Annotated in this window: 15 protein-coding genes; 1 reads left to right on the top strand and 14 read right to left on the bottom strand. The window is 71.1% G+C overall.

The features are described 5' to 3' along the window. Both IEZ15_RS32680 and IEZ15_RS32675 read right to left on the bottom strand, forming a co-directional pair. Nucleotides 1-3005: non-ribosomal peptide synthetase (locus IEZ15_RS32680; protein ID WP_189280586.1), on the bottom strand; the 3005-nt coding region annotated here is incomplete at its 3' end. Nucleotides 3006-3120: 115 nt separating this feature from the next. Beyond that, nucleotides 3121-4320, bottom strand: coding sequence for a cytochrome P450 (locus IEZ15_RS32675; protein WP_189280585.1), 1200 nt, complete (start codon nucleotides 4318-4320; stop codon nucleotides 3121-3123). A 211-nt stretch (nucleotides 4321-4531) separates the two neighbouring features. On the opposite strand from IEZ15_RS32675, the gene IEZ15_RS32670 reads away from it, so the two are divergent. After that, nucleotides 4532-5422, top strand: a complete 891-nt coding sequence (locus IEZ15_RS32670; RefSeq protein ID WP_114243095.1) for a TIGR03621 family F420-dependent LLM class oxidoreductase — start codon at nucleotides 4532-4534, stop codon at nucleotides 5420-5422. Nucleotides 5423-5452: 30 nt separating this feature from the next. Here IEZ15_RS32670 and IEZ15_RS32665 read toward each other — a convergent pair whose 3' ends face one another. The 12 genes from IEZ15_RS32665 to IEZ15_RS32610 all read right to left on the bottom strand — a co-directional run bounded on the left by IEZ15_RS32665 (nucleotide 5453) and on the right by IEZ15_RS32610 (nucleotide 25627). Next, on the bottom strand, nucleotides 5453-5956 hold the full coding sequence (locus tag IEZ15_RS32665) for a hypothetical protein (RefSeq protein ID WP_189280584.1): 504 nt from the start codon (nucleotides 5954-5956) through the stop codon (nucleotides 5453-5455). A 51-nt stretch (nucleotides 5957-6007) separates the two neighbouring features. Beyond that, nucleotides 6008-7129 carry a tryptophan dimethylallyltransferase family protein gene (locus IEZ15_RS32660; RefSeq protein ID WP_189280583.1) on the bottom strand — a complete coding sequence of 374 codons (1122 nt, stop codon included), beginning with the start codon at nucleotides 7127-7129 and terminating at the stop codon, nucleotides 6008-6010. 21 nt (nucleotides 7130-7150) lie between these two features. After that, entirely contained in the window at nucleotides 7151-8335 is a 1185-nt protein-coding gene (locus IEZ15_RS32655) for a cytochrome P450 (RefSeq protein ID WP_189280582.1), read from the bottom strand. Then, complete coding sequence (locus IEZ15_RS32650; protein WP_189280581.1) at nucleotides 8313-9557, bottom strand: nitric oxide synthase oxygenase; 1245 nt, start codon at nucleotides 9555-9557, stop codon at nucleotides 8313-8315. Before IEZ15_RS32650 ends, IEZ15_RS32655 begins: the two co-directional genes overlap by 23 nt. Nucleotides 9558-9873: 316 nt before the next feature. Further along, nucleotides 9874-11082 carry a cytochrome P450 family protein gene (locus IEZ15_RS32645; RefSeq protein WP_229846248.1) on the bottom strand — a complete coding sequence of 403 codons (1209 nt, stop codon included), beginning with the start codon at nucleotides 11080-11082 and terminating at the stop codon, nucleotides 9874-9876. Nucleotides 11083-11216: 134 nt separating this feature from the next. After that, on the bottom strand, nucleotides 11217-12050 hold the full coding sequence (locus IEZ15_RS32640) for an ABC transporter permease (protein ID WP_114243100.1): 834 nt from the start codon (nucleotides 12048-12050) through the stop codon (nucleotides 11217-11219). Next, complete coding sequence (locus IEZ15_RS32635; protein ID WP_373302664.1) at nucleotides 12047-13120, bottom strand: ATP-binding cassette domain-containing protein; 1074 nt, start codon at nucleotides 13118-13120, stop codon at nucleotides 12047-12049. The genes IEZ15_RS32640 and IEZ15_RS32635 overlap by 4 nt, the downstream gene beginning before the upstream one ends. After that, nucleotides 13110-13595, bottom strand: a complete 486-nt coding sequence (locus IEZ15_RS32630; RefSeq protein ID WP_189280579.1) for a DNA-binding protein — start codon at nucleotides 13593-13595, stop codon at nucleotides 13110-13112. The genes IEZ15_RS32635 and IEZ15_RS32630 overlap by 11 nt, the downstream gene beginning before the upstream one ends. A gap of 77 nt (nucleotides 13596-13672) precedes the next feature. Beyond that, nucleotides 13673-14815 carry a histidinol-phosphate transaminase gene (locus IEZ15_RS32625; RefSeq protein WP_189280578.1) on the bottom strand — a complete coding sequence of 381 codons (1143 nt, stop codon included), beginning with the start codon at nucleotides 14813-14815 and terminating at the stop codon, nucleotides 13673-13675. Next, entirely contained in the window at nucleotides 14815-15054 is a 240-nt protein-coding gene (locus tag IEZ15_RS32620) for an MbtH family protein (RefSeq protein WP_114243102.1), read from the bottom strand. The genes IEZ15_RS32625 and IEZ15_RS32620 overlap by 1 nt, the downstream gene beginning before the upstream one ends. A gap of 534 nt (nucleotides 15055-15588) precedes the next feature. Continuing rightward, nucleotides 15589-16332, bottom strand: a complete 744-nt coding sequence (locus IEZ15_RS32615) for a thioesterase II family protein (RefSeq protein ID WP_189280577.1) — start codon at nucleotides 16330-16332, stop codon at nucleotides 15589-15591. Then, nucleotides 16322-25627 (bottom strand): type I polyketide synthase, encoded by a 9306-nt coding sequence (locus IEZ15_RS32610; protein ID WP_189280576.1) that lies wholly within the window; start codon nucleotides 25625-25627, stop codon nucleotides 16322-16324. The genes IEZ15_RS32615 and IEZ15_RS32610 overlap by 11 nt, the downstream gene beginning before the upstream one ends. Between the last annotated feature and the right edge of the window lie 23 nt (nucleotides 25628-25650).

Raw genomic sequence — 25650 nt, 5'->3', positions numbered from 1 at the left:
TCCGAACGCACCTCAAGCCCCGGCAGCCCGAACCGCGCCTCCTCATTGTTCTGCAACACCAACGCCACCTGGAACAAAGGATGCCGCCCACCAGAGCGCACCGGATTCAGCCGCTCCACCACCAACTCGAACGGCACGTCCTGATGCGCATACGCCTCCAGGCACACCTCACGCACCCGCCCCAACAACGCACCGAACGACGGATCCCCCGACACATCCGTCCGCATCACCAGCGTATTGACGAACAAGCCGACCAGGTCGTCCAGCCCCTCGTCCGTACGCCCGGCCACCGGCGAACCCACCACGACATCCGGCCCCGCGCCCAACCGCGACAACAACGCGGCCAGACCCGCCTGCAGCACCATGAACAAGGTGACATCCGCCGATCGCGCCAGCTCCCGCAGTCCCGCACGCATCTCGGGGCCGATCTCGAACGGCACCACATCACCTTCGTACGACGCGGAAACCGGGCGCGGCCGGTCCCCCGGCACCGTCACCTCCTCCGGCAACCCCGCCAACCTCTCGGCCCAGTATCCGAGCTGCTCCCCCACCACACTGGCCTCATCCGCCTCGTCACCCAGCACCTCGTGCTGCCACACGGTGTAATCCGCGTACTGCACCGGCAACGCCGACCACCCAGGCGCCCCACCACCCGACCGTGCCCCGTACGCCGCCACCAGGTCCCGCGCCAACGGACCCGCCGACCACCCGTCCCCCGCAATGTGATGCAGGACGAGGAGCAGGACGGCGGCGGCCGGATCGCCCTCGACCTGGAAAAGCCAGGCCTTGGCGGGGATCTCGGTCCCGAGGTCGAAGGGGTACCGGGCGGCGGTGCGGAGCTCGTCGTCGAGGTCGTCGCCGTCGACGGTGCATGTGTGCAGGGGCAGGCGTGCTCGGTCCACGGGGAGGACACGCTGGCAGGGGCGGCCCGCGGTTTCCGAGAAGACGGTGCGCAGGGGCTCGTGCCGGGCGACCAGGTCGTTGATCGCCGCCTCCAGGGCAGCCAGGTCGAGGTCGCCGCTGAGCCGGAGCGCCAGCGGCATGTTGTACGTGGCGGAGGGGCCTTCGAACTTGTGCAGGAACCACAGCCGCTGCTGGGCGAACGACAACGGCAGCGACTCCGGGCGCGGACCCGCCACCAGCGCCGGACGCACCTCACCCCTGTCGAGACGAAGAACAAGCTGCGCCACCGTCGGCGCCTCGAACAGCACCCGCAACGGCAGCTCCACCCCCAGCACCCGCCGGACCCGGCTCACCAGCCGCGTCGCCAGCAGCGAGTGACCGCCCAGGTCGAAGAAGCTGTCCTCCACCCCGACCGACGGCACCCCCAGAATGTCCCCGAACAGGCCGCACAGCACCTCTTCGGTCCGGGTGCGCGGTGCGCGGGACGTTCCGGTGCCGTCGTACTCCGGGGTCGGCAGGGCCGCTCGGTCGACCTTCCCGTTCGGCGTCAGCGGCAGCGCGTCGAGGACGACCACGGCGGAGGGCACGAGATACCCCGGCAGCACCGCGCCGAGTTCGGCGCGCAGCGACGCGGGCGTCGCCTCGGCGCCGGCCGTCGGAACGACGTAGGCGACGAGCCTGGTGTCACCCGTCGCGTGCGCGAAGGACACCACCACGGCCTGCGCCACCGCAGGCAGCCGGCGCAGTGCCTCCTCCACCTCACCCGGCTCCACCCGGAACCCACGGACCTTCACCTGGTCATCCACCCGGCCCACGAACTCCAGTTGCCCGTCGGCGTTCCACCGCACGACGTCACCGGTCCGGTACATCCGCCCACCGGCCACCCCGAACGGGCACGCCACGAACCGCTCCGCCGTCAGCCCGGACCGCCCCACGTATCCACGTGCCAGGCCCGGACCGGTCACGTACAGCTCCCCTGCGGTGCCGGTGGGAGCCGGGGTCAGCGTGTCGTCCAGGACGAACACCCGGACCTCCGCCACCGGGGTTCCGATCGGGACCTGTGCGGTGCTGCCGTCGGGGGCGGTCCGGGGAGCCGTGAGGGGTTCGGTCAGGGTTGTGGCGACCGAGCACTCGGTGGTGCCGTATCCGTTGACCAGTTCGCGGTCGGCGGACCACCGGCGTACGAGGTCGGGCGGGCAGCTCTCGCCGCCGACGTGCACCCGGCGCAGCTCGGGCAGCGTGGACTCGGTGCCTGCGGGGAGGGTGGCGAGCACCGACACCGGCAGGGTGACGTGGCTGATCCGTTCGGTGGCCAGCACGTCGGCGAGTTCCTCGCCGAGCAGGCGGTCCTGTTCGGGGATGACAAGGGTGCCGCCGGCGGCGAAGGTGGTGAGCAGCTCCCAGATCGCCACGTCGAAGGTGGCGGGGGCCAGTTGGAGCACGCGGGAGCCGCCGGCGGTGGCCTGATGGTGGGCCGCCGTCGCCATGAGGGCGGCGAAGCCCGTGTGCGGGACACCGACGGGCTTCGGGGTGCCGGTGGAGCCCGAGGTGTGGATGACGTACGCGAGGTGCTGCGGGAGCAGCGGCCGGGCCCGGTCGGTGTCGCGGGGGGCGGAGCCGGGGCAGGCGGCGAGCGCGGCGCCGGTGTCGGGGCTGTCGAGCGGGAGGGGGCGGGCGTCGCCGGCGGGGAGGCGGCGGGCGAGGTCGGCGTGGAGCAGGACAGCCTTGGGGCCGATGTCCCGTAGCAGGTGGGTGAGGCGTTCGATGGGCTGCTCGGGGTCCAGCGGTACGTACGCGGCCCCGGCCTTCATGATGCCGAGCAGGGCGGCGATGTGTTCGGCGCCGCGGGGCACGGCGGCGGCGACCCGGTCGTCGGGGCCTGCGCCCTGGCCGATGAGCCACCAGGCGATGCGGTTGGCGTGCGCGTCGAGTTCGGCGTACGTCCAGGTGAGGGCGCCCTCGGTGACGGCGAGGGCCTGCGGGGTGGCCGCCACCCGGGCTTCGAAGATGTCCGGCAGCGTGGTGGGGGCGAGTGCCGGCCCCGGGTTCGCGCTTCCGTCCTCGGACCGTCCGCTCGTGTTCGGCTCGTCAACGTATCGCATGATGAATCCTTCTGCCCCTGAGGTCCGAGTGGTGTGCGATGCCGCGGAGTTGTGGTGGATGCGGTGAGGAGGAAGTGGAGGTGGCCGGGGTGAGAGCTGTCGCCGGCGGCCGTCCTCAGCCTCGGCCGACGGCCACCGGGAAGGACCTGAGTCCGGCGATGCTCGGGTTGCGGTAGTACTGGAGGGGGCCGTCGGTCCGTTCCAGCACCGGGAACCGTCGCAGCAGCGCGGAGAGCGCGATCCGGATCTCCGTACGGGCCAGTGGTGCGCCCAGGCAGTAGTGGACGCCCTGGCCGAAGCCGACGTGCTGGTTGTGCTGCCGGTGGATGTCGAAGCGTTCGGGGGCGTCGAACTGCCGCTCGTCGTGGTTGGCCGAGAGCGCGGAGAGCGACACGAACTGTCCGGCGGGGATGGTGACGTCGCCGAGCTCGGTCTCACGTGTGGTCAGCCGCAGGCTGTTCACCACGGCGGGCCGGTAGCGGACCGATTCCTCGATGGCGGCCGGTATCAGGTCGGCGTCCTGCCGTACGGCGGTCAGCGCATCGGGGTGGCGCAGCAGTTCGAAGACGAGACTGGCCAGTGAGCAGGCGGTGGTGGCATGTCCGCCGATGAGCAGCAGTTTGCCGAGGTTGACCACCGTCTCCTCGGTGAGCCGTTCGCCTTCCACCTCCGCCGTCACCAGCCTGCTGAAGAGGTCGTCCTTCGGGGCGGCGCGTCGCAGCCGGTAGTGCTCGCGAAGGTAGGCGAGCAGTTCCGCGCCGGCCGCGTCGATCGCCTTGACGAGGTCCTCGCCGGCCAGGTCGCCGACCTCGAAGGAGAGAAGCCGGTCCGCCCAGCCACGCAGCAACTCGCGGTCCTCGAAGGGAAGTCCGATCAGTTCGGCGATCACCATGACCGGCAGCGGGTCGGCCAGGTCGCGGGCCACGTCGATCTCCGTGCGACCGTCCGTGGCGTCCAGCAGGCGTTCCACGGTGGCCTCGATCTCGGGTGCGAGGCCGGCGACCGTCCGGTTGGTGAACGCCTTGCCGATCACGGCCCGCAGCAGCCGGTGTTTCGGCGGGTCCATCTCGGTGAGCCTGCCCTCGCCCCAGGCGTCGCCCTTTCCCCACTCGGCGGGGTACGCGCGCCACAACTCCGAGGAGTACGTGGCGTGGTCCAGGCTGGCCGCGACGACGTCGGCGTACCGGAGAACCATCCAGGCGCCGGTCGCGGGATCCTGGTGGACGGGCCGCTCGTCCCGCATGACGCGGAACCAGTCCTGGAGCGCTTTTCCGTCGTCCTTGGAATAGGGCGGGGGTGGCGTCGACTTTTCCACAGTTGTTTCTGTGTGCGCTTGTTCTGAACCCACGGAAATCCCTTCCCCTGCACGAGAAATAAAGTGAGACAGGCGACATTCAATCCGAGAATCGATCACCTGACTCGCCCGTGTCAAGGTCGTCGGAGTTGAACAACGGCCGCCGGAGTTTCGGCCACGGCGGCAGAACAGAAACATTTTCGGATTCCGACTCCGCTGCTAACGTCGCCCTATGACTCTTCCCGAGAATCGACCATTCCGTTTCGGCGTCAATCTCGTCGCACCCGCTCCCCGGCGTGAATGGGCGGAAAAAGCCCGCAAGGTCGAGGACCTGGGGTTCGATGTGCTGGGCGTGCCCGACCATTTGGGCGCGCCCGCTCCGTTCCCCGCCCTGGTGGCCGCCGCCGAGGCCACCGAGCGGATTCGGGTGAGCACCTTCGTCCTCAACGCGGCCTTCCACAACCCGGTTCTCCTGGCCCGGGAGGTGGCCGGTACCGACCTGCTGACCGACGGCCGACTCGAGGTGGGTCTGGCGGCCGGGTCCATCCGGGAGGGCACCGGCTCCGACGGTGTGCCGTTCCCCTCCGCCGGAGAACGCGTCAGCCAGCTGGAGCGCACGGTGAAGGAGTTGCGCGGGCTGATGGTGAACCCCGACCACTCCCCGCAGCCTGTGCAGCCCGGGGGGCCGCCGCTGTTGGTGGCCGGGAACGGCGACCGGGTGCTGCGGCTGGCCGCCGAGCATGCCGACATCATCGGCTTCACCGGCATCTTCGCGGGGCGCGGGGAGTTCCCGCAGCTGGCGAGCCCGGAGGAGCTGGACGATCGGGTGGCCCTGGTCCGCGGGCAGTTGGGGGCCAGGGCGGCCGAGGTGGAGCTGAATCTGCTGGTGCAGCAGGTGATCGTCACGGACGACCCGCGCGGCACCGCCGAGGAGTGGGCCCGGCATCCGCTGGCGCACTTCACTCCTGAGCAGCTGCTCGCGGCGCCGGCCTGGCTGATCGGGACGGAGCGGGAGATCGCCGATCGGCTGACGGAGTACCGGGAGCGGTTCGGCTTCAGCTACATCGTGGTCCTGGAGCCGTGGCTGGAGAAGTTCGCCCCGGTCGTCGAACTGCTGAAGTGACCCTGCGGACCGGATGCCGGGGAAGCGGGATCACCGCGAACCCGGCTCCGTGCCGCCCCCGCCCGCTTCGAGCGCGTCCGCGGCACGGCTGATCTTCTCCAGCGCCTCCTCCCGGAATTCCAATCCGTGCCGGTAGTAGTCGCCCTGGCCTTCGGGGTGGTCGTGCAGGGAATCGCGGACGGCGAGAAGACCGGTCGGCCGAATCGGTTCGAGACACGGCAAAGGGCCGTCCACCGCACCATTGAGCAGATCGACGGTGCGCCAGCCGAAAAAGTAGAAGGCGTCGGTGTACACCGACGCCCAGTCCCATGCCTGAAGAAAAAGCCGGCGCTCGTCGTCGGCGGTCTCCCCTTCATCTGCGGGCGACCACGAGGCGGAGTCCAGCACCGTGACGATGGATTCCATCAACATGTCGAGCTGCCCGAAGCGGGTATGAATTTCCGCCATCACACCCGGCGATGCACGCCAGGGGGTTCCGGGCTTGTTCAGCAGTCTCGAATATCGCTTCCACGCGTCGACCACAGGCTCATACACGATTCCCGATTATGGCATGCAGTCAGCAGCGTGTCACAGCGCGCCGACCGGTCAGCCCTGCCCGTCGAGGGCGTACCGTGCGGCCGGGTCCGCGTGCCGGAGTTCGGGTGAGAAGTACGCCTTGAGCCGGGGGCGGCCGGGGCCGGGCCGCCAGGCCACGTAGTTGTGAATGCCCCGGCCCGTGCCGAGCGGGCGGGACGCCACCTCGCGCAGCGCCCGCTCGTAGGGTGCGGATGCCCGGCCGCAGGCGGCGAGGGCGTCGTTCATCCGGCGGCGCACCACCTCGTCGTCCGGGGCGTAGGTCCACATCGGCAGGTAGACGGTCGCCCCGCCGACCGCGGCGGGGCGCGCGCCGGTGAACGACAAGCAGGTGACCGGCGGTTGGGCGGAGAGGTCGGCGGCCGCCTCGGGAGCCATCACCTGGCAGAACTCCCGGACCGGGCCGGCCCCGAAGCCCGGGTACGACGCCATGAGTTCGGCCAAGCGGCCGGCATCGGTGGCGTAGTGCCGGAAGTACAGCTTGACCCGCGCCTCGGGGGCCGCCGAGAGGTCGAGCGAGAACATCACCGGCCGATCGAGCCTCTCACCGCGCGGCATGTGGGCGGCCACCGCGTCCCATGCCGCGCCGAGGCCGACGGCGGCGAGCCCTCGTTCGCACAGCTCCGCCGCCTGTTCGGGACCTCCGACGGCCGGATAGAACCAGACCTTGAACTGGGCGTCCCCGTGCTGCCGCACCTCGGCACCGAACATGGCGACGTGTTCGGTGGCGGGTTTCTCCGGCAGGTACAGGTCGGCGACCTGCGCCCACCGCCGCTCGTCCGCTCCGTACCGGCGGACCAGGCGGGCCATCGTGGCGCGGGCGGAGACGACCCGGTCCACCGGGCAGTCGCCGGGGCGCAGGGCCTCCACCGCGAACTGGAGGGAGGGATCGTCGTCGAAGCCGACCGCGAACTCCACGGGCGATCCGTCGGACGACACATCGGACTCGGGCAGTTCCCCGGCCGTGGCCGCGCCCCATGAATGGGTCATGGCACGGAATGTGTCGACGCACACGCCGCTCCGGTCGCCGAGGCCGAGGCCGGTCGCCAGCCCGGCCAGGCGTGCGGCGCCCGCGGCACCGGCCGACAGGGGCGACTCCATGTTTGCCTCGCTGGTCCCGCTCGCCGTCTTCATCGCTGCCGATACTCCTTCGGGTCAACCGAGTGTGAGGGGCAGCCGGGAGAGCCCGCGCAGCGTGCCATTCGGCCGGACCACCGGCTCTCCCGCCGAGCGGACACCGGGGTGCCGCAGCAGGGCACCGAGCGTCACATGTGCCTCGATGCGGGCGACGTTGAGCCCGAGGCAGGAGTGCGCGCCGCGGCCGAAACCCAGGTGGTTGTTGGGCTTGCGGTCCAGCCGGAGCGTCTCGGGGTCGGGGAACTGGTCGGGGTCCCGGTTGGCCGCGCCGATCAGCGCGGTCACCACCTGGCCTTCCTTGACGGCCATCCCGCCCAGTTCGGTGTCCTGGAGGCAGGCGCGGGCCAGGGCCTGGACCGGGCCGACGTAACGGATCAGCTCCTCGACGGCGGTGTCGAGACCCACGTCGCCGCGGACCAGTTGCTCCCATGCGCCGGGCGTGGCGAGCAGGGCGGCCAGGGCGTTGCCGAGGAAACGGCTGGGCACCTCGAAGCCGGCGTGGAAGAAGGCGCGTACGGAGTTGACCAGGACATCGTCGGCCTCGACGCCGGACCCGGGGAGCAGCCGCACCACATCGGGGAGGACGCCGTGCGGGCCGGGGTCGCCGAGCCAGCTGCGGACCAGGTCGTTGAAGTGGGCACGGGCGCGCAGCCCGGGTTCCTCGGCGTCGGGGTCGAGCTGGGCGTCCATGCTGTGGTCGAGGTCGTCGTTGAAGCGGGCGAACGCCTCGTCGGTCTCGGGTGGTTCGACGCCGATGAACCGGGTGATGGCCCGCAGGGTGAACACGTCGGCGTAGTCGTGGATGAAGTCGAAGGACTCCCGGTCGGCCAGTTCGTCGAGCAACTGGTCGGCGAACAAGGTGAGTTCTTTCCGCAGGGCGTCGAGGTCCTGTGCACGCACCGCGTCGAGGGCGAGGTGCCGCAAGGGGGTCTGGTCGGGCGGGTCGAGGGTCTGCAGGCTGAGCAGGGTCGGCGGGGTGGGGATGTCGATCTTCCGGAAGTCGGTGCTGAACCGGCCAGGGTCGCGCAGGATCGCCGTGCAGTCGGCGTGCCGGGTCATCAGCCAGGAGTCGAGGCCCGCGTGCCAGTAGACCGGATGGGTCTCACGCAGGCGCCGGTAGACCGGATAGGGGTCGGCGAGCACCGCGGGGTCGAGGGGGCTGAACAGGGGGTCGGTGTGCTCAGGGGCGGGCGATACGGTCACGGCTGTCTCCGGTGTTGGCGCCGACACTGACAGGCGGCTGTGGGTCCGGTCCGTTCCGCACGCCGCCGGTCGCCGGAGCGTGTCCGGTGACCGGGCAGCGTCCGGTGACCGGGCAGCGTCCGGTGGCCGGCGGTGGCAGGAAGGCGGGCGACGACTCGTGGTCGTCGTAGTAGCGATGGAAGACGGGGGTCACGCCGCCCGAGACCGGGGGCACTATCCAGGACCAGTCGGCGGGCACCGTGCGTCCGGCCTTCTCCTCGCGGCGCAGGTGGCGCAGGAACCGTTCCGATTCGGTGTGGTGGTCGGTGATGGTGACGCCGCTCTGCTGGAAGGACCAGAGCACCGCCACGTTCAGCTCGACCAGCGCACGGTCCTTCCACAGGGTCCGGTCGGTGCTGCGGTCCAGGGCCATCCGGTCGGCGATCTCGGGCAGCAGGTCGTAGCGCTGCTGGTCGACGAGGTTGCGGGCGCCGATCTCGGTGCCCATGTACCAGCCGTTGAAGGGGGCGGCGCCGTACCGTATGCCGCCGATCTCCAGCACCATGTCGGAGATGACCGGCAGCGCGTACCAGCGCAGGCCGAGTTCGGCGAACCAGTCGTGGTCGGGGTGGCGCAGCGGGACCTCCCGCACGGCGTCGGGCGGGAGGTCGAACAGCCGGGGCGGTTCCGTCGGCGTGTGGACGAGCAGCGGCAGGACGTCGAAGCGGGTGCCGGGGCCGCCGGGCCAGCCCAGGGCCCGGACCCGGTCGGTGAGGTCCGTGGTGGCGGGGTCACCGGTGATGCGACCGCCGGGCCCCCGGTAGCCGGCGTACCGGATGAGCTGCGGGTTGTGAATTCGCGGGCCGGCGCCGTCCGGGCCGTCGGCGGCGAAGACGCTGATCACGGGGCGGATCCGGCCGCCGTTGTAGGCCAGCCGCAGGTGTTCGACGCACTCGCGGTGGATGCCCTCGGCGGTCCGCACGTGGCGCAGGTCCCGTACGACGAGGCTGGGCCAGTAGAGACGGCCGATACAGCGGCTGCTGTTGCGCCAGGCGACCCGGGCGCCGAAGGCGAGTTCCCGGGCGGTGTGCACATAACTGCCGGACTGACGGATCTCGTGGCGGATCTCCGCCATGCGGTCGGCCGGCGGGCGGTCGACGGCGTTCTCCGAACAGCACAGCCGAATGAATTCCTCGGCGCGTGCGATCAAGCCTGATATATCGGTGTCTGCGGGCCCCGCCATTCTACAACCCCCGTCAACGGCGCCGTAGCCCGGCAAGGCTGGCCATGCCGGGCTACGGCCTATGGTCTCGTTTCTACTTTCAGTGCAGGTAACGCATATCGATTCACCTCCCCTGCATAGCCCGCTTCCCGCGGCACCTCCCTCACTCGCCGAAATTCTCGGGAGTGGCGCAATGAGTCGCCTTTCGAGAGGCGGGAAATTCAGGCAGTCGTCAATCTATGGTTCGCCCCGACTGGCGTCAACGAATCATCCGAACACCTGCTGAATGCAACGCCTGCCGATTCCGCGATTCTGCGGGCTGCTTTCGGCGTACGGCTCAGAGGGTGACCGGGAGCGCGGTCAGGTGCCAACTGCCGGGGTTGGGCAGCCGCGGCACCTCCTGAGGCGGGACGGCCAGCGCGAGGTCAGGGAAGCGGTTCAGCAGTGCGCCGAGCGCCACCTCCGCCTCGACGGCGGCCAGTGATGCGCCGATGCAGTAGTGCGGGCCGTGGCCGAAGCCGAACTGGACCGCGGTGCCGGCAGGCCGGGTGATGTCGAGTGTGTCCGGGTCGGCGAAGACCCGCGGGTCACGATTGGCCGAGGCGATCACCGCCACTACGGAGTCCCCGCGGCGCACCGGCGCGCCGCACAGCTCGAAGTCCTCCAGGGCGTAGCGGATGGCGGTCAGCAGCAGCGGGGGCCGCCAGCGCATCAGCTCCTCGACGGCCCGGGGCATCAGGCCCGGGTCGGCGCGCAGGGCGGCGAGCTGCTCGGGATGTGAGAGCAGGGCCACCACGGAGTTGGCGATGAAGTTCGCAAGGTTGTCCTGACCTGCGAAGACGGTGTGCCACACCATGGTGACCAGCTCGGTGTCGGTGATCCGGTCGGCGGCCTCGGCCTGCGCTTGGAGGAGGTCGGAGACGAGGTCGTCGCCGGGCTCCTCGCGGCGCAGCGCGACGACCTGCTTGGCTCCGGCGACGGCGTCGCGCAGGGCGTCGTCGTACGTCTGGCCGGAGCCCATCCGGGCGACGTAGGCGCGCCACAGGGGCCGGTCCGCCTCGGGGATGCCCATCACGTCGCCGACCACGAAGGTGGGCAGCGGCCGGGCGAAGTGTTCCAGCAGGTCGACGGTGCCCTGCTCGGCATGGCCGGGCAGGGCGTCGAGCAGCCGTTCGGTGCTCTTCAGGATCATGTCGCGGCGGGCGGCGACGCGGCGGGCGGTGAAGGCCCGCACGGCGAGCTTGCGCAGCCGGCCGTGGTCGGCCCCGTCCATGTGCGACATCGTCAGCATGTACGGCTTGATGTCATCCGGTATGCGCTGATTCCAACTGTCGGCGGTCATGGCGAGGCGCGAATCGCCGAGCATGGCCTTCGCGTCGCCGTGGCGGGTGACCGCCCATATCGAGCCGTAACCGGGTGCCATGAGCCGCACTATGGGGGACCGTTCCCTGGCCTGCCCATAGGCGGAAATCGGATTGTGCAACACCTCGGGGTCGATCATGGCGATCTCAGGGATGTCGATCCGGGCATTCTCGCTGTTGAGCACGGCGCTCCCCCAATAAATTTCGGACGATTTCCGATGCGATGGGGACGATGTTATCCACGGGCCACACCGACGGCAAACGTTCGAATTTTATTGGGGGAGCATCCGTACGAGAATTGCGAAATTAATCCTGCTTCTTATTCGCTCTTGTTGTAACGCAGCAGACTGAGCGGTACGAACACGATCAGCAGCACCGCACAGGAGATGAGCGCCGGGCCGACGTCGGACGTGCCGTCCCCGTTCATCAGGGAGCGGGAGGCGGTGACCACGTATCCGATGGGGTTGATGTCGACGAATGCCTTCAGCCACCCGGGCATGGTGGTCGGCTCGGCGAAGATGTTGCTGGCGAAGGTCAGCAACGACAGCAGCATCATGCCGAGGCCGGAGACGGCCTGCGGGGTGCGCAGCACCAGGCCGAGGAACGTCCAGATCCACGAGACGCAGAAGCCGAAGAGGACGGCGAGGAGCACCCCGCCGATGACTCCGAGCGGTCCGCCGTCGGGCCGGAAGCCCAGCGCGAGCCCGACGGCGACCACGACCACCGACGAGATCATGTACCGCACCACGTCGCCGATCAGTGCGCCGGTCAGCGGTGAGGGCCGCCAGATCGGCAGCGATTTGAAGCGGTCGAAGATGCCCTGCTGGAGATCGGTGGTGAGCGCCACGCCGGTCTGCGTGGAGATGAACAGCACCCCTTGGACGAGGACGCCGGGCAGCAGGAACTGCAGGTACTCGCGGCTGCTTCCGGAGATCGCACCGCCGAAGAGGTAGGTGAAGATCAGCATGAACATCACCGGGGTGATGGTCGCGTTGAACATCTGTCCGGGCGAGCGCTTGATCTTCACCAGCGCACGCCAGCCGAGGGCCAGCGACGTGGAGAGGGCGCCGGGACGCTGCTCGGGACGGGTGTCCTCACCCAGGACCCGGCGCAGCCTCTCGTCCGCCTCGACGGTGCGCGTGGCGGTCGTCATCGGGTCTCCTCGGTCGTCGTCGCGGCGGTGTCGGCACGGCTCTTGGAGCGGTCGGCCCTGGTGTCCCTGCGGCCCGGTCCGGCGTCCCTGCCGCCCTGCTTGCGGCCGGGTTTCCGGGCCGGGGGGACCTCGGAAGTGGCGGGGCGCCCGGTCAGGGCGAGGAACACCTCGTCCAGGCTCGGGCGGTCCATGGAGAAGTCGTCCACTTCGACGGTCTGGGTGAGTTCGCCCAGCGCACGCGCCACGCTTCGCGGATCGGTGCCCCGCACGGTGAGTTCGGCCCGGCCGGTGTTCTCGGCGGGCGCTCCCAGGGCGCCGACCAGGATGCGGCTCGCCTCCGGCACGTCGGCGGGGTCTCGCAGCTCGATGCGCAGGGAGCCGCGTCCCACCGACGCCTTCAGTTCGCCGGGGGTACCCTCGGCGACCAGCTTTCCGTGGTCGATGACCGCGACGCGCTGCGCCAACTGGTCGGCCTCTTCGAGGTACTGGGTGGTCAGCAGAACGGTCGTGCCCCGCTCGACGGTGGCCCGGATGATGTCCCAGACCTCGTTGCGGCTGCGCGGGTCGAGTCCCGTGGTCGGCTCGTCCAGGAACATCAACTGGGGCCGCACGATGAGCCCCGCGGCCACGTCGAGCCGGCGGCGCATGCCGCCGCTGTATCCCCGGGCCGGGCGCTCGGCCGCCTCGACCAGGTCGAACGCCTCCAGCAGGTCACGGGCCCGCTCCCGGGCGGCCGCCGGGCGGTAGCCGTGCAGCCGGGCGAGCAGCACCAGGTTCTCCACGCCCGTGAGGTCGTTGTCGACGCTGGCGAACTGGCCGGTCAGGCTGATCCGTTCCCGTACCCGGTTCGCATCGCGGACGACGTCGTGACCGAAGACCCGAGCGCTGCCGGCGTCGGGGGCGAGTAACGTCGCCAGGATGCGCAGGGTCGTGGTCTTGCCTGCGCCGTTGGGCCCGAGGACTCCGTAGACGGCACCGGCCGGGACGGCCAGATCGAGGCCGTCGACGGCTTTGGTGGCCCCGAAGGACTTCACCACGCCGACGGTCTCCACTGCGAGTTCAGTGTTCACATTCACCCTTAGGTTCGCTTGCGGCTGGGGTCGTGAGGCGGGCCGGTGTGGTCGCGCCCGGGCTCTGGACGCCGCGTCCGGCCCGCTTCTGCGCCGCTTGGGGGGACCGGAGCCCGAGACCGTAGGCGATGTCCTGCCACGTCAGCCCGAGCTCCCGGGCGACGAACAGCAGGCTCGCCTCCAGTACGTCCAGGTCGGCGCGGGCCCGCGGGAGCAGCGTCAGGGCGGCCATGACGTCGGTCCTGCCTATCTCGGGCGCGTCGCCGGGCCGCCCGCTCCCTCCGGCCCAGGAGGCGATGAGGTGGACGGCCTCCTGAGCCGTGAGACGACCCGCCGGATCGACCGGCTCCGCCTCGCCGGCGCCGGCCAGCCGCTCGGTCACATGACGCAGCGCCACATGCTCCCGGCGGGCACGGGCGTGGTCAGGGTCTTCGGGACGGCTCAGGACGTCAGGCCCCTCCGCATGATCGTTCATGGGAGGATACTGACGACTTCAACCGAAGCTTGTCAACCAGAAGTTGAAGTCCAGTGGTTGGTGTCGGGCGAGCCTCCTCAGCCGAGCGGGGCCGACCGGACGACATCCACCGCGCCGACCTGGGCGAACTGCCCCGCAGCGGCCAGGAGGGCGTCGTTCTCGGCGTCCGCACCGACCGTCACCCGTACCCCCTCGCCGGGGAAGGCCTTGACCAGGATCCGCCGTTCACGGCAGTGCGCGGCGAAGGACTCCGCGGCCGAACCGATGGGCAGCCACAGGAAGTTCGCGCCGCTGACCGGCACGTCCCAGCCGGCATCGAGCAGCGCGGTACGCACCCGCTCCCGCTCCCCCACGAGATGTCGGCAGCGCCCCCGTACCTCCTCCTCGCAGTCCAGTGCCGCGACCGCGGCCCGCTGTGCGAGGGTGGCGACCGCGTACGGGACCGCCACCCGGCCCAGCAGTTCGGCCACCGGCACGGCGGACAGGCAGTAGCCGACCCGCAGCCCGGCCAGTCCGTACGCCTTGGAGAAGGTACGCAGCGCGACCGCATTGGTCCGGCCCTGCCTCAGCCGGTCGCGCACCAGACCGAACCCGTCGAGCGGGTCGGCGTCGCCCGTGGTGAACTCCGCGTACGCCTCGTCCAGGACGACCAGGACGTCCGACGGCACCACGCCGAGGAACCGCTCCACCTCGGCGCGGGACACGGCCGACCCGGTCGGGTTGTTGGGCGAGCACACGAAGACCAGCCGGGTACGGTCGGAGATCGCCGCGGCCATGGCCGGGAGGTCCAGGGTGTGTTCCGGGGTCAGCGGGACCCGGCGTACCACCGCGCCCGCTGTGCGCGCGATGGCGGGATAGACCTCGAACGAGCGCCAGGGGATGATCACTTCGTCACCCGCCGCGCAGGCGATCTGGATCAGCTGCACGCACAGGCCCACCGAACCGGCGCCCAGCGTGAGGTTGGCGGGCGACACCCCGTACCGCTCGGCGAGCCGGGCCGTGAGGTCTATGGCCGCGTTGTCGGGATAGCGGTTCAGCTCTCCCGCGGCCGCGGATATCGCGTCCGAGACGGCGACGGGTGGTGCGAACGGCGATTCGTTGCAGTCCAGGCCGATCATCCCGCCCTCGGCAGCACGCCCCCGGAACAGCGGCAGGCCGTCCAGGTCCGGCCGGACCCGCGGCCGGGGCGCGGCCGGACGGTCCGCGCCGGCCGGAGTCATCACCCGGTGCGGCGGCCCGTGTCACCGGCCGCCGTGCTCATCGCGTCCACCAGGCTCTTGGGGCGCGTGTCCGTCCAGTGCTGGTCTATGTACTCCAGGCACGCGCCCCTCTCGGCCTCGCCGAACACCGGGCGCCAGCCTTCGGGAATGTCGATGACCACCGGCCACAGCGAATACTGCAGTTCATCGTTGACCAATACGACGTACGACGCGCTTTCATCCTCGAACGGATTCGACATCGCTTCTCCGATTCTTTTTCCTGCATATTTTGCGACATTGTTTTTGCGATATTGACAGTGAAGCTTCTGGTGACGCCGAAAAGCGTCTCACGGGCGTTGCCGCATAACAAGGCCGCTCTGTTACGGCAGTTGTAAGTCTTGATATTGGTGGTCGGGTCATGTGGTTGCTGCCGCGGTGGCGTCGTTCCAGCGCTGATGGCAGGCGGCGGATCGGTGCTGATGACGGCGGCGCCAGGTGGACCGGGTGCGGCCCGTCATGGCCGAGCGCCTCGGCCGGGGTCCAGCAGTTGCGACGCTCCAGCCCCATCGGCATCGCGTACGTCATCTCCCGCGCCAGCAGCCGCGAGTCCGCCGGGGGAAACACCCTGCCAGATCGGCCATCACCGCCCGAACGCAGCTGCCCACACCTGCTCGGCTGTCGTGGCCTCCACGGCCACCTGGTCCATGTTCGTCCTCACGAACGTCCGTGGTGACGGTGGCCGTGCCCATGCCCGCAGGCCCCCCGACCTGCTTCAACGCCTCAACGGTCAAGACTTACAGCTGCCGTATCCGTACGAGATCCAGCAGTTCGGCGACGTTCTCGTTGAGGAAGAAGTGACCACCGGGAAATACCCGGAAATCGAATGCCGCATCGGTGTGCGGCTGCCAGTCGGCGGCGTGCTCCGGCCCCGCCTTCGGGTCCTCACGCCCGACGAGCACGGTGAGCGGCACCCCGACGCGGGCGCCGGGCGCCGGGCGGTAGGCAGCCAGCGCCCGGTAGTCGTCGCGCAGCGCCGGTAAGGCCGACCGCAGTCCCTCCTCGTCGGAGATGAGCCGGTCGCCGGTCCCGCCCAGTCCACGCAACTCGGCGATGATCCGCTCGTCGCTCCACCGCGCCGGGCGGGCCTCGCCCGTGTGGCAGGACGGCGCCCGGCTGCCGGACGCGAAGAGGTGGGTGACGGCCCCCGGCCGCTTCTCCTCCAGCAGCCGAACGGTCTCGAAGGCGACCAGCGCGCCCATGCTGTGGCCGAGGACTGCGGTCGGCAGATCCCGCTCGGCCAGCAGCGCGTCGGCCGCGCCGCGCGCCAGCCCGTGGATGTCGGCGACGGCCGGCTCAGTACGACGCCACTGCCGCCCCGGGTACTGGACGCCGACCACCTCGAGACCGGGCGGCGCGGCGCGCACCAGCGGGAAGAAGGAGCCGGCCGAACCGCCGGCGTGCGGGAAGCAGACCAGGCGGAACCGGGATTCCGGACCCGGGTTGAAGGACATCGTCCAGCGGCCCGCATCAATGGTCATGGTCCGCCCCTCGCACGTCGTCGTTTTCCTTTCCGTCACCACTTCCCGGACCGTTCACGGTTTCATCGTCGGCGCCGATGCCGGTGCCGTTCCCACTCCGGCGCCCATTTCTGTTTCCATTCCCGTTTCCGTTTCCGTTTCCGGTCAGCATCGCCTGCAGCCGCTCGGCGAGAACGGCCGACTCCTTCGCATCGAGTCGATTCTCAGCGAGAACTTTTCTGAAGTTCTCAAGGATGGCGTCGGCCGCGCTTTCGCCGTCTTCCGGCCCCTCCGCCCGGTCCGGGCATTCCTCCCGCAAATGGCCTGCCAGCGCCTTGGGGGTCGGGAAGTCGTAGATGAGGGTGGACAGCAACGGGATGCCGGTCGCCGCGACGATGCGGTTGCGCAGCTCGATCGCCCCGAGCGAGTCGAAGCCGAGCTGCGGGAAGAGCGCATCGGGCGCGACGGCCTCCGGCGAGTCGTGGCCGAGTACGGAGGCGGCTTCGGCTCGCACGAGTTCGAGCAGCGACCGGCGCCGGACGGGGGTGGATGACAGGGCGGAGCCCGCGCCGTTCACGGCCGCGGCCGTGCTCGCCGGTACGGCGGTGCCGCTCCCCCGCGGCTCGGCGACGGTGCCGCCCGTGCGTACAGCGGCGCCGTTCGCGTAGGCAGGCGGCGAGGGCAGGGTGAGGCGGGCCGCGACGACGGTGGGTGCGCCGGTGGCGAGGGCCTCGTCGAGGAGTGCCAGACCGCGTTCCGCCGACAGGGCGCGGATGCCCTGGCGGGCGAGCCGTTCGTGGTCCTGGGATCGCAGCCGCCCGGTGATGCCGCTCACCGGCTCCCACAGTCCCCAGGCGATCGACAGGGCGGGAAGCGACCGGGCGCGGCGGTGCTCGGCCAGCGCGTCCAGGAAGGCGTTGGCCGCGGCGTAGTTGCCCTGGCCCGCCGAGCCGGTCACCCCGGCCACCGAGGAGAACAGGACGAAGGACGACAGGCCGAGGTCCGCGGTCAGTTCGTGCAGGTTCAGCGCGGCCACCGCCTTGGCCCGGAGCACCTCCGCCACGGCGTCCCGGGTCAGCGAGCCGATCGCCGCGTCCCTCGTGGTGCCCGCGGCGTGCACCACCGAGCCGATCCGGATACCGCGCTCGGCCAGCTCGTCCAGAAGTGCCGCGAGTGCTTCCCGGTCCCCCGCGTCGCACGCCGCCACGGTGACGCGTGCCCCCAGCCCACGCAGTTCGGCGGCCAGTTCGGCGCTGCCCGGGGTCTCCGGTCCGCGTCGGCCGATCAGCACCAGGTCGCGCACCGTGTGCCGCGTCACGAGGTGCCGGGCGACGAGCACGCCCAGCGTGCCGAGTCCACCGCTGATCAGCACCGCGCGGTCGGTGTCGAAGTCCCTCACGGCAAGGACCACTTTGCCCACGTGCCGTGCTTCCGCCACGTACCGATAGGCGGCCGGGGCGTCGCGGACGTGGCGGAGGGTGACCGGCGGCGGCGTCAGCGTCCCGTCCTCGAAGAGCCGCAGCAGCTCGGCCAGCATCCGCCGGATACCGTCGGGCCCGGCCTGCCGGATGTCGAAGACGGTGTACGCGGCGCCGCCGTGCGCGGCGGCCACCTCGTCGGGGTCGCGCGGGTCCGTCTTGCCCATCTCCAGGAACCGTCCGCCCGGGGCGAGGGTCCGCAAGGAGGCGTCCGTGAGCGGGCCGGCCAGGGAGTTCAGCACCACGTCCATGCCCACGCCCCCGGACGCGGCGCGGAAGGCCGTCTCGAACGTGTCGTCGCGGGACGAGGCGAGGTGGTCGGCGTCGAGACCCGCGGACCGCAGCGCGGGCCATTTCGCCGGGCTCGCGGTGGCGAAGACCTCCGCTCCCAGGTGCAGGGCGAGTTGCCGGGCGGCGAAGCCGACCGCGCCGGTCGCCGTATGCACGAGGACCCGTTCCCCCGCTCGCAGCCGCCCCAGCTCGACCAGACCGTAGTACGCGGTGAGGAAGGCCACCGGTACGGCGGCCGCCTGGGCGAACGACCAGTGCGCCGGAACCGGGCCGAGCAGCCGCTCCTCGGTGACCGAGACGGGCCCGATCCCGTCGAACAGACCCATCACACGGTCGCCGGGACGCACGCTGTCGACGCCGGGGCCGGTCTCGATGACGACGCCCGCGCCCTCCACGCTCTGCTGCCCTTCGCCCTCCGGCACGCCCGCACGGGGCTCGACGACGCCCAACGTGAGAAGCACATCACGGAAGTTGACGCCGGCGGCATGCAGCGCCACCCGCACCTGGCCCTCGCGGAGGGGCGCGTCGGCGTCCGGCCAGTCCACCAGAGCCAGGTCGTCGGGTGTTCCTCGTCCGACGAAGTCCAGCCGCCAGGCACTGCCGCCGGCCGGCGCGTCGAGCAGCCGATCGGTGAGGGGAGTCGGCTCCGGGGTGAGCCACTCGCCCTTCCTGAGAGCGACCTGGGCGAGCCGGGACCGGATGGCGCGCCCCAGCGACTCGGCCGACTCCCGGCTCGGGTCGATGTCCACCAGCTGCACCCGCCCCGGCTCCTCCTGCTGCGCGCACCGGGCCAGCCCCCATACGGCCGCGGCCGCCGCGTCCCCGGCCGGATCGTCCTCGCCGGTGCCGACCGCGTGGCGGGTCACCACGACGACCCTGCACCGCGCGAGCGCCGGTTCGGCCAGCACCTCCTGGACGACAGCCAGTACACCGCCGACCACCTCGCCGACATCGCCCATCGCCCCCGCGGGGCAGGGGACCACCACCGCGTCGGGAACTCCGGTGGACGCCTGCCGGACCAGCTGAGCGACGTCGGAGCGGTGCTCGGCGTCCAAGGTGTGCAGGGCGTCGTACGGCGGAGGTGTCGTTGCACCGCCCGGGATGATCAGCGCGAACCGCTCGGGCATTTCCCGGTGTTCGGGCGGGCCGGGCCGATCGGGCTGCTCGTCTTCGGGGAGCCGGTCGCTTTCGGAGGAGCGGTCGGCCGCCGTCCAGCTCAGGCGACGCAGCCGGCTGTCGTCCGCCGGTGACGGCGAGCGCAGGCTCAGCGCCTCGACCGACAGGACCGGGTTGCCGTCCGTGTCGAACAGCTCCACCGCGACCTCGTCCCGTGCCACCGCCGTCAGCCGGACCCTCAGCCGCGTGGTGTTCGGGGGTACGTGGTGGGTCATGCCGCGCCAGGTGAAGGGGACGCGGATGCCGGGAGCGCCCACCTCGCCGGCGAGACCGTGGAGTTCGACCGGGTGCAGGGCCGCATCGAGCAGGGCGGGGTGCAGGCCGAAGAGCGAGGTCTGCGAGGCGATGGCGGCGGGCGGTTCGAGCTCGGCACAGATGCCGTCGGCCGTACGCCAGAGGGCACGGAGCCCGCGGAAGGCGGGGCCGTAGGAGAGGCCGCGGGCGGCGAGGCCGGCGTAGTCGCCCTCGTGGTGCAGCGGGAGGGGCTCCGCGCCGGCAGGCGGCCAGGCGGCCGGAGGGACCGGGGCGGCAGAGCCGGACGCAGCGGCGGCCAGTATGCCGGTGGCCGTGGTCTGCCAGTCGGCGCCGGGGCCGTCGGGCGTCCGCGCGTGGACGGCGAAGGGACGACGGCCCGAGCCGTCCGCTGCGCGTACCACCAGCCGGAGTTCGACCGCTGCCCCGTCGGGCAGGACGAGCGGGCTCTGCAGGACCAGCTCCTCCACTCGGTCGCAGCCCGCGTCCCGCGCCACATGGCAGGCCAGTTCGGCGAGCAGGGCACCCGGCATCAGGGCCCGTCCGGCCACCACGTGGTCCGCCAGCCACGGAAACCGGGCCGGGTCGAGGTGCCCGGACCACACCAGGTCGCCGGAGTCGGGCAGGTCCAGCGGCCGGCCCAGCACGGGGTGGCTTCCGGAGCGCGGAGCGCCCGGTCCCGCCGACGCCCCGGCGGGGTGCTCGGTCCCGGGCTCGGTCGGGTTGAGCCAGTACCGCCGGCGTTCGAAGGGGTAGGTCGGCAGCGTGGTCAGTTCGCCGCCCCAGGCGGCCGCCACGGCGGGCCAGTCCACGTCGAGCCCGGAGGCGAAGGCGGTGGCGAGTCCCTCCGCCGCCGCCCGCACCTCGTCGCGGCCGCCGCGCAGCAGCGGCACGACCACGGGACGGCCCGGTGCCTCGTCCGCGTCCCGGTCCTCGGCGAGACCGGTGAGCACAGCCGAGGCCATGGACGACAGCGTGCTGTCGGGGCCGATCTCCACGAAGTGCCGCCCCCCCTCCGCGCGGGCCGCGGCGATGCCGTCCGCGAAGCGAACCGGGCGCCGTATGTGATCGGCCCAGTAGTCCGGCGACATGAGTTCCGCCGCCTCCGCCATCCGGCCCGTCACGTTCGAGACGATCGGCAGCACCGGCCGCCGGTACGTCAGCACCGCCGCGATCTCCCTGAACTCGTCGAGGATCGGCGCCATCAGCGGCGAGTGGAACGCGTGGCTGACCGTGAGCGCCGTGGTCCGGTGCCCGGCGGCACGCAAGTACGTGACCACCGCGGACACCGCCTCGCTCGCGCCCGAGACCACCACCGCCTCGGGGCCGTTGACCGCGGCGATGCCCACCTCGTCCGCCAGGTCCGTGAGCAGCGGTTCCACGTCCGCGAGCCCCGCCCGTACGGCGACCATGGAGCCGGCCGGCGGCAACGACTGCATCAACCGGCCGCGTGCTGCGACCAGTTCGGCCGCGTCCGGCAGGGAGAAGACGCCCGCGACATGGGCGGCGACCAGTTCGCCGATGGAGTGTCCCAGCACGATGTCCGGCCGGACTCCCCAGGACCGCACGAGCTTGAACAGCGCGAACTCGGTGGCGAAGAGTGCGGGCTGGGTGAAGCCGGTTCGGTGCAGTGCCGCTGCCTGCGCGGCTGCCGGATGCGCGAGGACGACGGAGGCCAACGGGCGTTCCAGGTGCGGGGCGAACGCGGCGCACGCCTCGTCGAAGGCCTCCGCGTACACCGGGAACCGTTCGTACAGCTGCTTGCCCATGCCCGGCCGCTGCGTGCCCTGTCCGGCGAACATGAAGACCCGGCGTTCGTCCACAGCACTGACCACGCCTCGGGACACACCGGTCGCGGTGCGGTCCTCGGCCAGTGCGGCGAGGCCGGCGAGGAGGCCTGCCCCGCCCTCGGCGACGACGGTGGCGCGGTGGCCGAACCCGGACTGGACGCGGGCGGCGGTGTAGGTGACCGCGGCCGGATCGGGGGAGCTGGGCGCCTCGGCCGGCAGGTCCGGCGATCCGGCTGGTGCACTCAGCAGTTCGTGGAGGCGGCGGGCCTGGGCTCGCAGAGCCGTCGGCGTCTTCGCTGACAGCACCAACGGCAACGCCCCGGTACCGCCGCCGGCCGCCGGCGGATCCTCCCCCGCACCCGCCCCATCCGTACCCTTCTCCCCACCGCCGAGCGCAGGCGCCTCCTCCAAAATCACATGCGCGTTGGTCCCCGAAATACCGAACGAGGACACCCCCGCCCGCCGCAACGCACCCGGAGCCGGCACCCACGGCACCTCCTCCGTCAACAACCGCACCCCACCCCACTCCACCCCACCCACCGGCTCCACCACATGCAACGTCCGCGGCAACACCCCACGCCGCAACGCCTCCACCATCTTGATCACACCACCCACACCCGCAGCCGCCTGCGCATGCCCGATATTCGACTTCAACGACCCCAACCACAACGGCCGCCCCACCGGCCGCCCCCGACCAAACACCTCAACCAACGCCCCCACCTCAATCGGATCCCCCAACACCGTCCCCGTCCCATGCCCCTCCACCACATCCACCTCCAACGCCGACACCCCCGCATCAACAAGCGCCCGACGAACCACCCGCTGCTGCGCCACACCACTCGGCGCCGTCAACCCATTCGACGCCCCATCCGAATTCACCCCACTCCCCGCCACCACCGCCAACACCCGATGCCCCAACCGCCGCGCAACAGACAACCGCTCCACCAACAACATCCCCACACCCTCAGACCAACCCGTCCCCGAAGCATCCGAAGAAAACGAACGACACCGCCCATCCCCCGCCAACCCACCCTGCCGAGAAAACTCCACAAAAGCCCCCGGCGTCCCCATCACCGTCGCCCCACCCACCAACGCCACATCACACTCACCCGACCGCAACGACCCCACAGCCAAATGCAACGCCACCAACGACGACGAACACGCCGTATCCACCGTCAACGCAGGACCCTCAACCCCCAACACATACGCCAACCGACCCGACAACATCCCCCCAGCAGACCCCGTCAACAAATAACCATCCGACCCACCACCCCCCTCCCACAAACGCGGCCCATACTCATAACCCATCCCCCCAACAAAAACCCCCACCCCACCACGCCCCCGCAAAGAACCCGGCGCCACCCCCGCCCGCTCCAAAACCTCCCACGACACCTCCAACAACAACCGCTGCGCCGGATCCATCCCCGCCGCCTCACGCGGCGACACACCAAAAAACCCCGCATCAAACAAACCCACACCCTCAACAAAACCCCCCTCCCGCACCCCACACACCTCACCCGACAACACCCCAACACCCCAACCCCGATCCACCGGAAAACCAGACACCACATCCCTCCCCGACACCACCACATCCCACAAACCCTCCGGCGACACCACCCCACCCGGAAAACGACAAGCCATCCCCACAATCACCACAGGATCAACCGCGACACCGGAACTCCCCGAACCCCCCGAACCGACAGACACCGCAGAAACCGCCGCAGCCGCATCAACCGACAACACACCGGAAGAGGCATCCACGAGCAACGACCCCAAAAACGCACCCAACGCCAGCGGCGTCGGATGATCGAAAACCACCGTCGACGGCAAGTCCAGGCCCGTCACCTCGGACAGCCTGTCCCGCAATGCGGCCAGCATCAGTGAATCGAAACCCAGGTCCCGGAGAGCCACCCGTCCGTCGAAATCACCGCCCAGCACTTCGCGGACCACAGCGAAGACGGTTTCCTCGGCAGCCACTTCGGAGCGGCTCGACGACTCGGGTGCCGCATCGTCGGCGGTTCCGGCCCCGGCTCCGGCCGCCGGCCACCAGTAGGACTCCCGCTGGAAGGCGTACGAGGGCAGTTCGACGTCCCGGGGCCGTGTGCCGGCGAAAGCGGGGCTCCAGTCGACCGGCACGCCCCGCACATACAGCTGCCCGGCGGCCACCGCGAAGCCCTGCCCGGCCGCCGCCCCGTCCGGGGTGCTCCATGCCCCGGTGTCCGGCGTGCGGACACCGAGCCGTCCCGTCGCGTCCAGCCACAGCGTGTCGGCGGCAGGAGGACCGCTGATCTCCTCGTCACCCGGCGGCACACCATCCGCCGCGACGAGGTGAGCGCCCTCCTCCGGCGTCAGCAGACCCCGGACGACCGCGGCGGCCACCGCGCCCGGCCCCGGCCCGGCACTCACCGCGTCCGGCCGGACTCCGTACGCCCGCCAGACCGCCGCAAGCGCCACCATGACGGAGAAGACGCACGCCTCCGCTTCCCCCGGCCCCGGCACGCGGGTTGCGGTGGAGCGCAGCACGTCGGCGACGGGCCGCAGGCCGTACGGCGCGAACGCCTGGTCGCACTCGGCCAGCCGGTCCGCGAACTCCTCGGACGAGGTGAGCAGTTCGCGCCCGGCGTCGAGGCACGCGTCAGCCGTGGCGGGGAAGACGAGCGTCAGCGACTCCCGATCCGGTACGACGTTGCCCATGGCGAACGCGACCGCGCCCCTGCCCCTGTCCGCTTCCGTGCCGGTGGCCGTACTCGTGTCCGTGTCACTGCCGAGGGCCAACGCGTCAAGGGTCGCCACGAAGTCCGCCCGGTTCGCTGCGAGCACCACCGCCCGGTGGGCGAAAGCGGTTCGGGTGGTGGCCAGCGAGTAGCCGATGTCCGCGGTCGTGTGGGAGGGGTTCACCACCACGTGGTCGCGCAACCGTCCGGCCTGGTCCCGCAGGGCCTGGGCGCTGCGTCCCGACAGCACCCACGGCACCGGCACGGGGTGCGGGCGATGCGCGACGGCGTCGTCGGCCGATGGACCCGCAGCGGCCGGGGCGTCGGCTGCGACCGGGGGCGCGGCCGACACCACGAGGTGGCAGTTGGTGCCGCCCATGCTGAAGGAGGACACCCCCGCCGTCAGGCTCGCGCCCTCGGCCGCGGGCCACTGCTCTGCCCGCGTCTGCACCCGCAGGCCGAGCCCGTCGAGGTCGATCTCGGGGTTGGGCGTCTCGAAGTTGAGGCTCGGCGGGATGACGCCATGGGCCAGTGCCAGGGTGACCTTGAGCAGTCCGGCGATGCCGGCCGCCGCCTCCAGGTGGCCGATGTTGGTCTTGACCGAGCCCACCCGGAGCGGGCCGCGGCCTCGCCGGTCCGCGCCGAACACCGCACCGAGGGCCGCTGCCTCGATCGGGTCGCCCACCTTCGTTCCGGTGCCGTGGAGCTCGACGTACTGCACATCCTCGGGAGCGACCCGGGCCTGGCGGTGAGCCGCCAGCATGACGTCGGACTGCGCCGCCGCGCTGGGTACGGTCAGGCCCTCGCCCTTGCCGCCGTGGTTGACGGCGCTGCCCCTGATCACCGCGTGGACGCGGTTGCCGTCGGCGAGCGCCCGGGCCAGCGGCTTGAGCACGACCAGGCCGGCCCCCTCGCCCCGGACGAAGCCGTTGGCCTGCGCGTCGAAGGCACGGCTGCGGCCGTCCGGGGACAGGCCGCCGAAGGCCGCGGCCAGCTCGGCGCCCTCCTCGGTGATGTTCAACTGCACACCTCCGACGAGGGCCAGGGACGACTCCCCGCCGCGCAGGCTGGTGCAGGCCAGGTGCACGGCCGCCAGGGAGGAGGCCTGCCCCGTGTCCACGGTGATGCTCGGACCGTGCAGATCGAGGGCGTACGACACCCGGTTGGCGATGATGCTGCGGTGGGTCCCCGTCATTGCGTGGTGGGTGAGCGGCGCCGCGCCCTCTCGCCGGACGACACCGTCGTAGTCGCCGGCCGAGACGCCGAGGAAGACCCCGGTGTCGCTACCGCGCAGGTCGAAGGGGAGCAGCCCCGCCGACTCCATGGCCTCCCAGCTCAGTTCCAGCGTCAGCCGCTGCTGCGGGTCCATGGCGTTCGCCTCGCGCGGCGATATGCCGAAGAAGCCGGCGTCGAACCGGTCCCGGTCGGGCAGCGTCCCCTCGTGCCTGCCGGTCTCGGGCGAGCGGCTGATGGCAGAGCGGCCGTCATGCAGCAGACGCCAGTAGTCGCCCGGCGAGGGTGCCTCGGGGAAGCGGCACGCCATGCCGATGATCGCGATCGCCTCGTCCCGCGTCGTTCCCGGTTCTGCGATGCCGTCCGCCACGTGTGCAGCCACTGTCGGTTCTCCGCCCCTTCTGG

The sequence above is a fragment of the Streptomyces atratus genome (genome assembly GCF_014648655.1).
GTDB classification, from domain to species: domain Bacteria; phylum Actinomycetota; class Actinomycetes; order Streptomycetales; family Streptomycetaceae; genus Streptomyces; species Streptomyces atratus.
This window is presented reverse-complemented; position numbering and strand designations above follow the sequence as displayed.

Excerpts from the sequence above, each read along its gene's own strand:
- IEZ15_RS32630 (WP_189280579.1), bottom strand. The coding sequence starts at position 13,595 with ATGAACGATCATGCGGAGGGGCCTGACGTCCTGAGCCGTCCCGAAGAC.
- IEZ15_RS32660 (WP_189280583.1), bottom strand. The coding sequence starts at position 7,129 with ATGAAGACGGCGAGCGGGACCAGCGAGGCAAACATGGAGTCGCCCCTG.
- IEZ15_RS32670 (WP_114243095.1), top strand. The coding sequence starts at position 4,532 with ATGACTCTTCCCGAGAATCGACCATTCCGTTTCGGCGTCAATCTCGTC.
- IEZ15_RS32650 (WP_189280581.1), bottom strand. The coding sequence starts at position 9,557 with ATGGCGGGGCCCGCAGACACCGATATATCAGGCTTGATCGCACGCGCC.
- IEZ15_RS32640 (WP_114243100.1), bottom strand. The coding sequence starts at position 12,050 with ATGACGACCGCCACGCGCACCGTCGAGGCGGACGAGAGGCTGCGCCGG.
- IEZ15_RS32620 (WP_114243102.1), bottom strand. The coding sequence starts at position 15,054 with ATGTCGAATCCGTTCGAGGATGAAAGCGCGTCGTACGTCGTATTGGTC.
- IEZ15_RS32615 (WP_189280577.1), bottom strand. The coding sequence starts at position 16,332 with ATGACCATTGATGCGGGCCGCTGGACGATGTCCTTCAACCCGGGTCCG.
- IEZ15_RS32625 (WP_189280578.1), bottom strand. The coding sequence starts at position 14,815 with ATGACTCCGGCCGGCGCGGACCGTCCGGCCGCGCCCCGGCCGCGGGTC.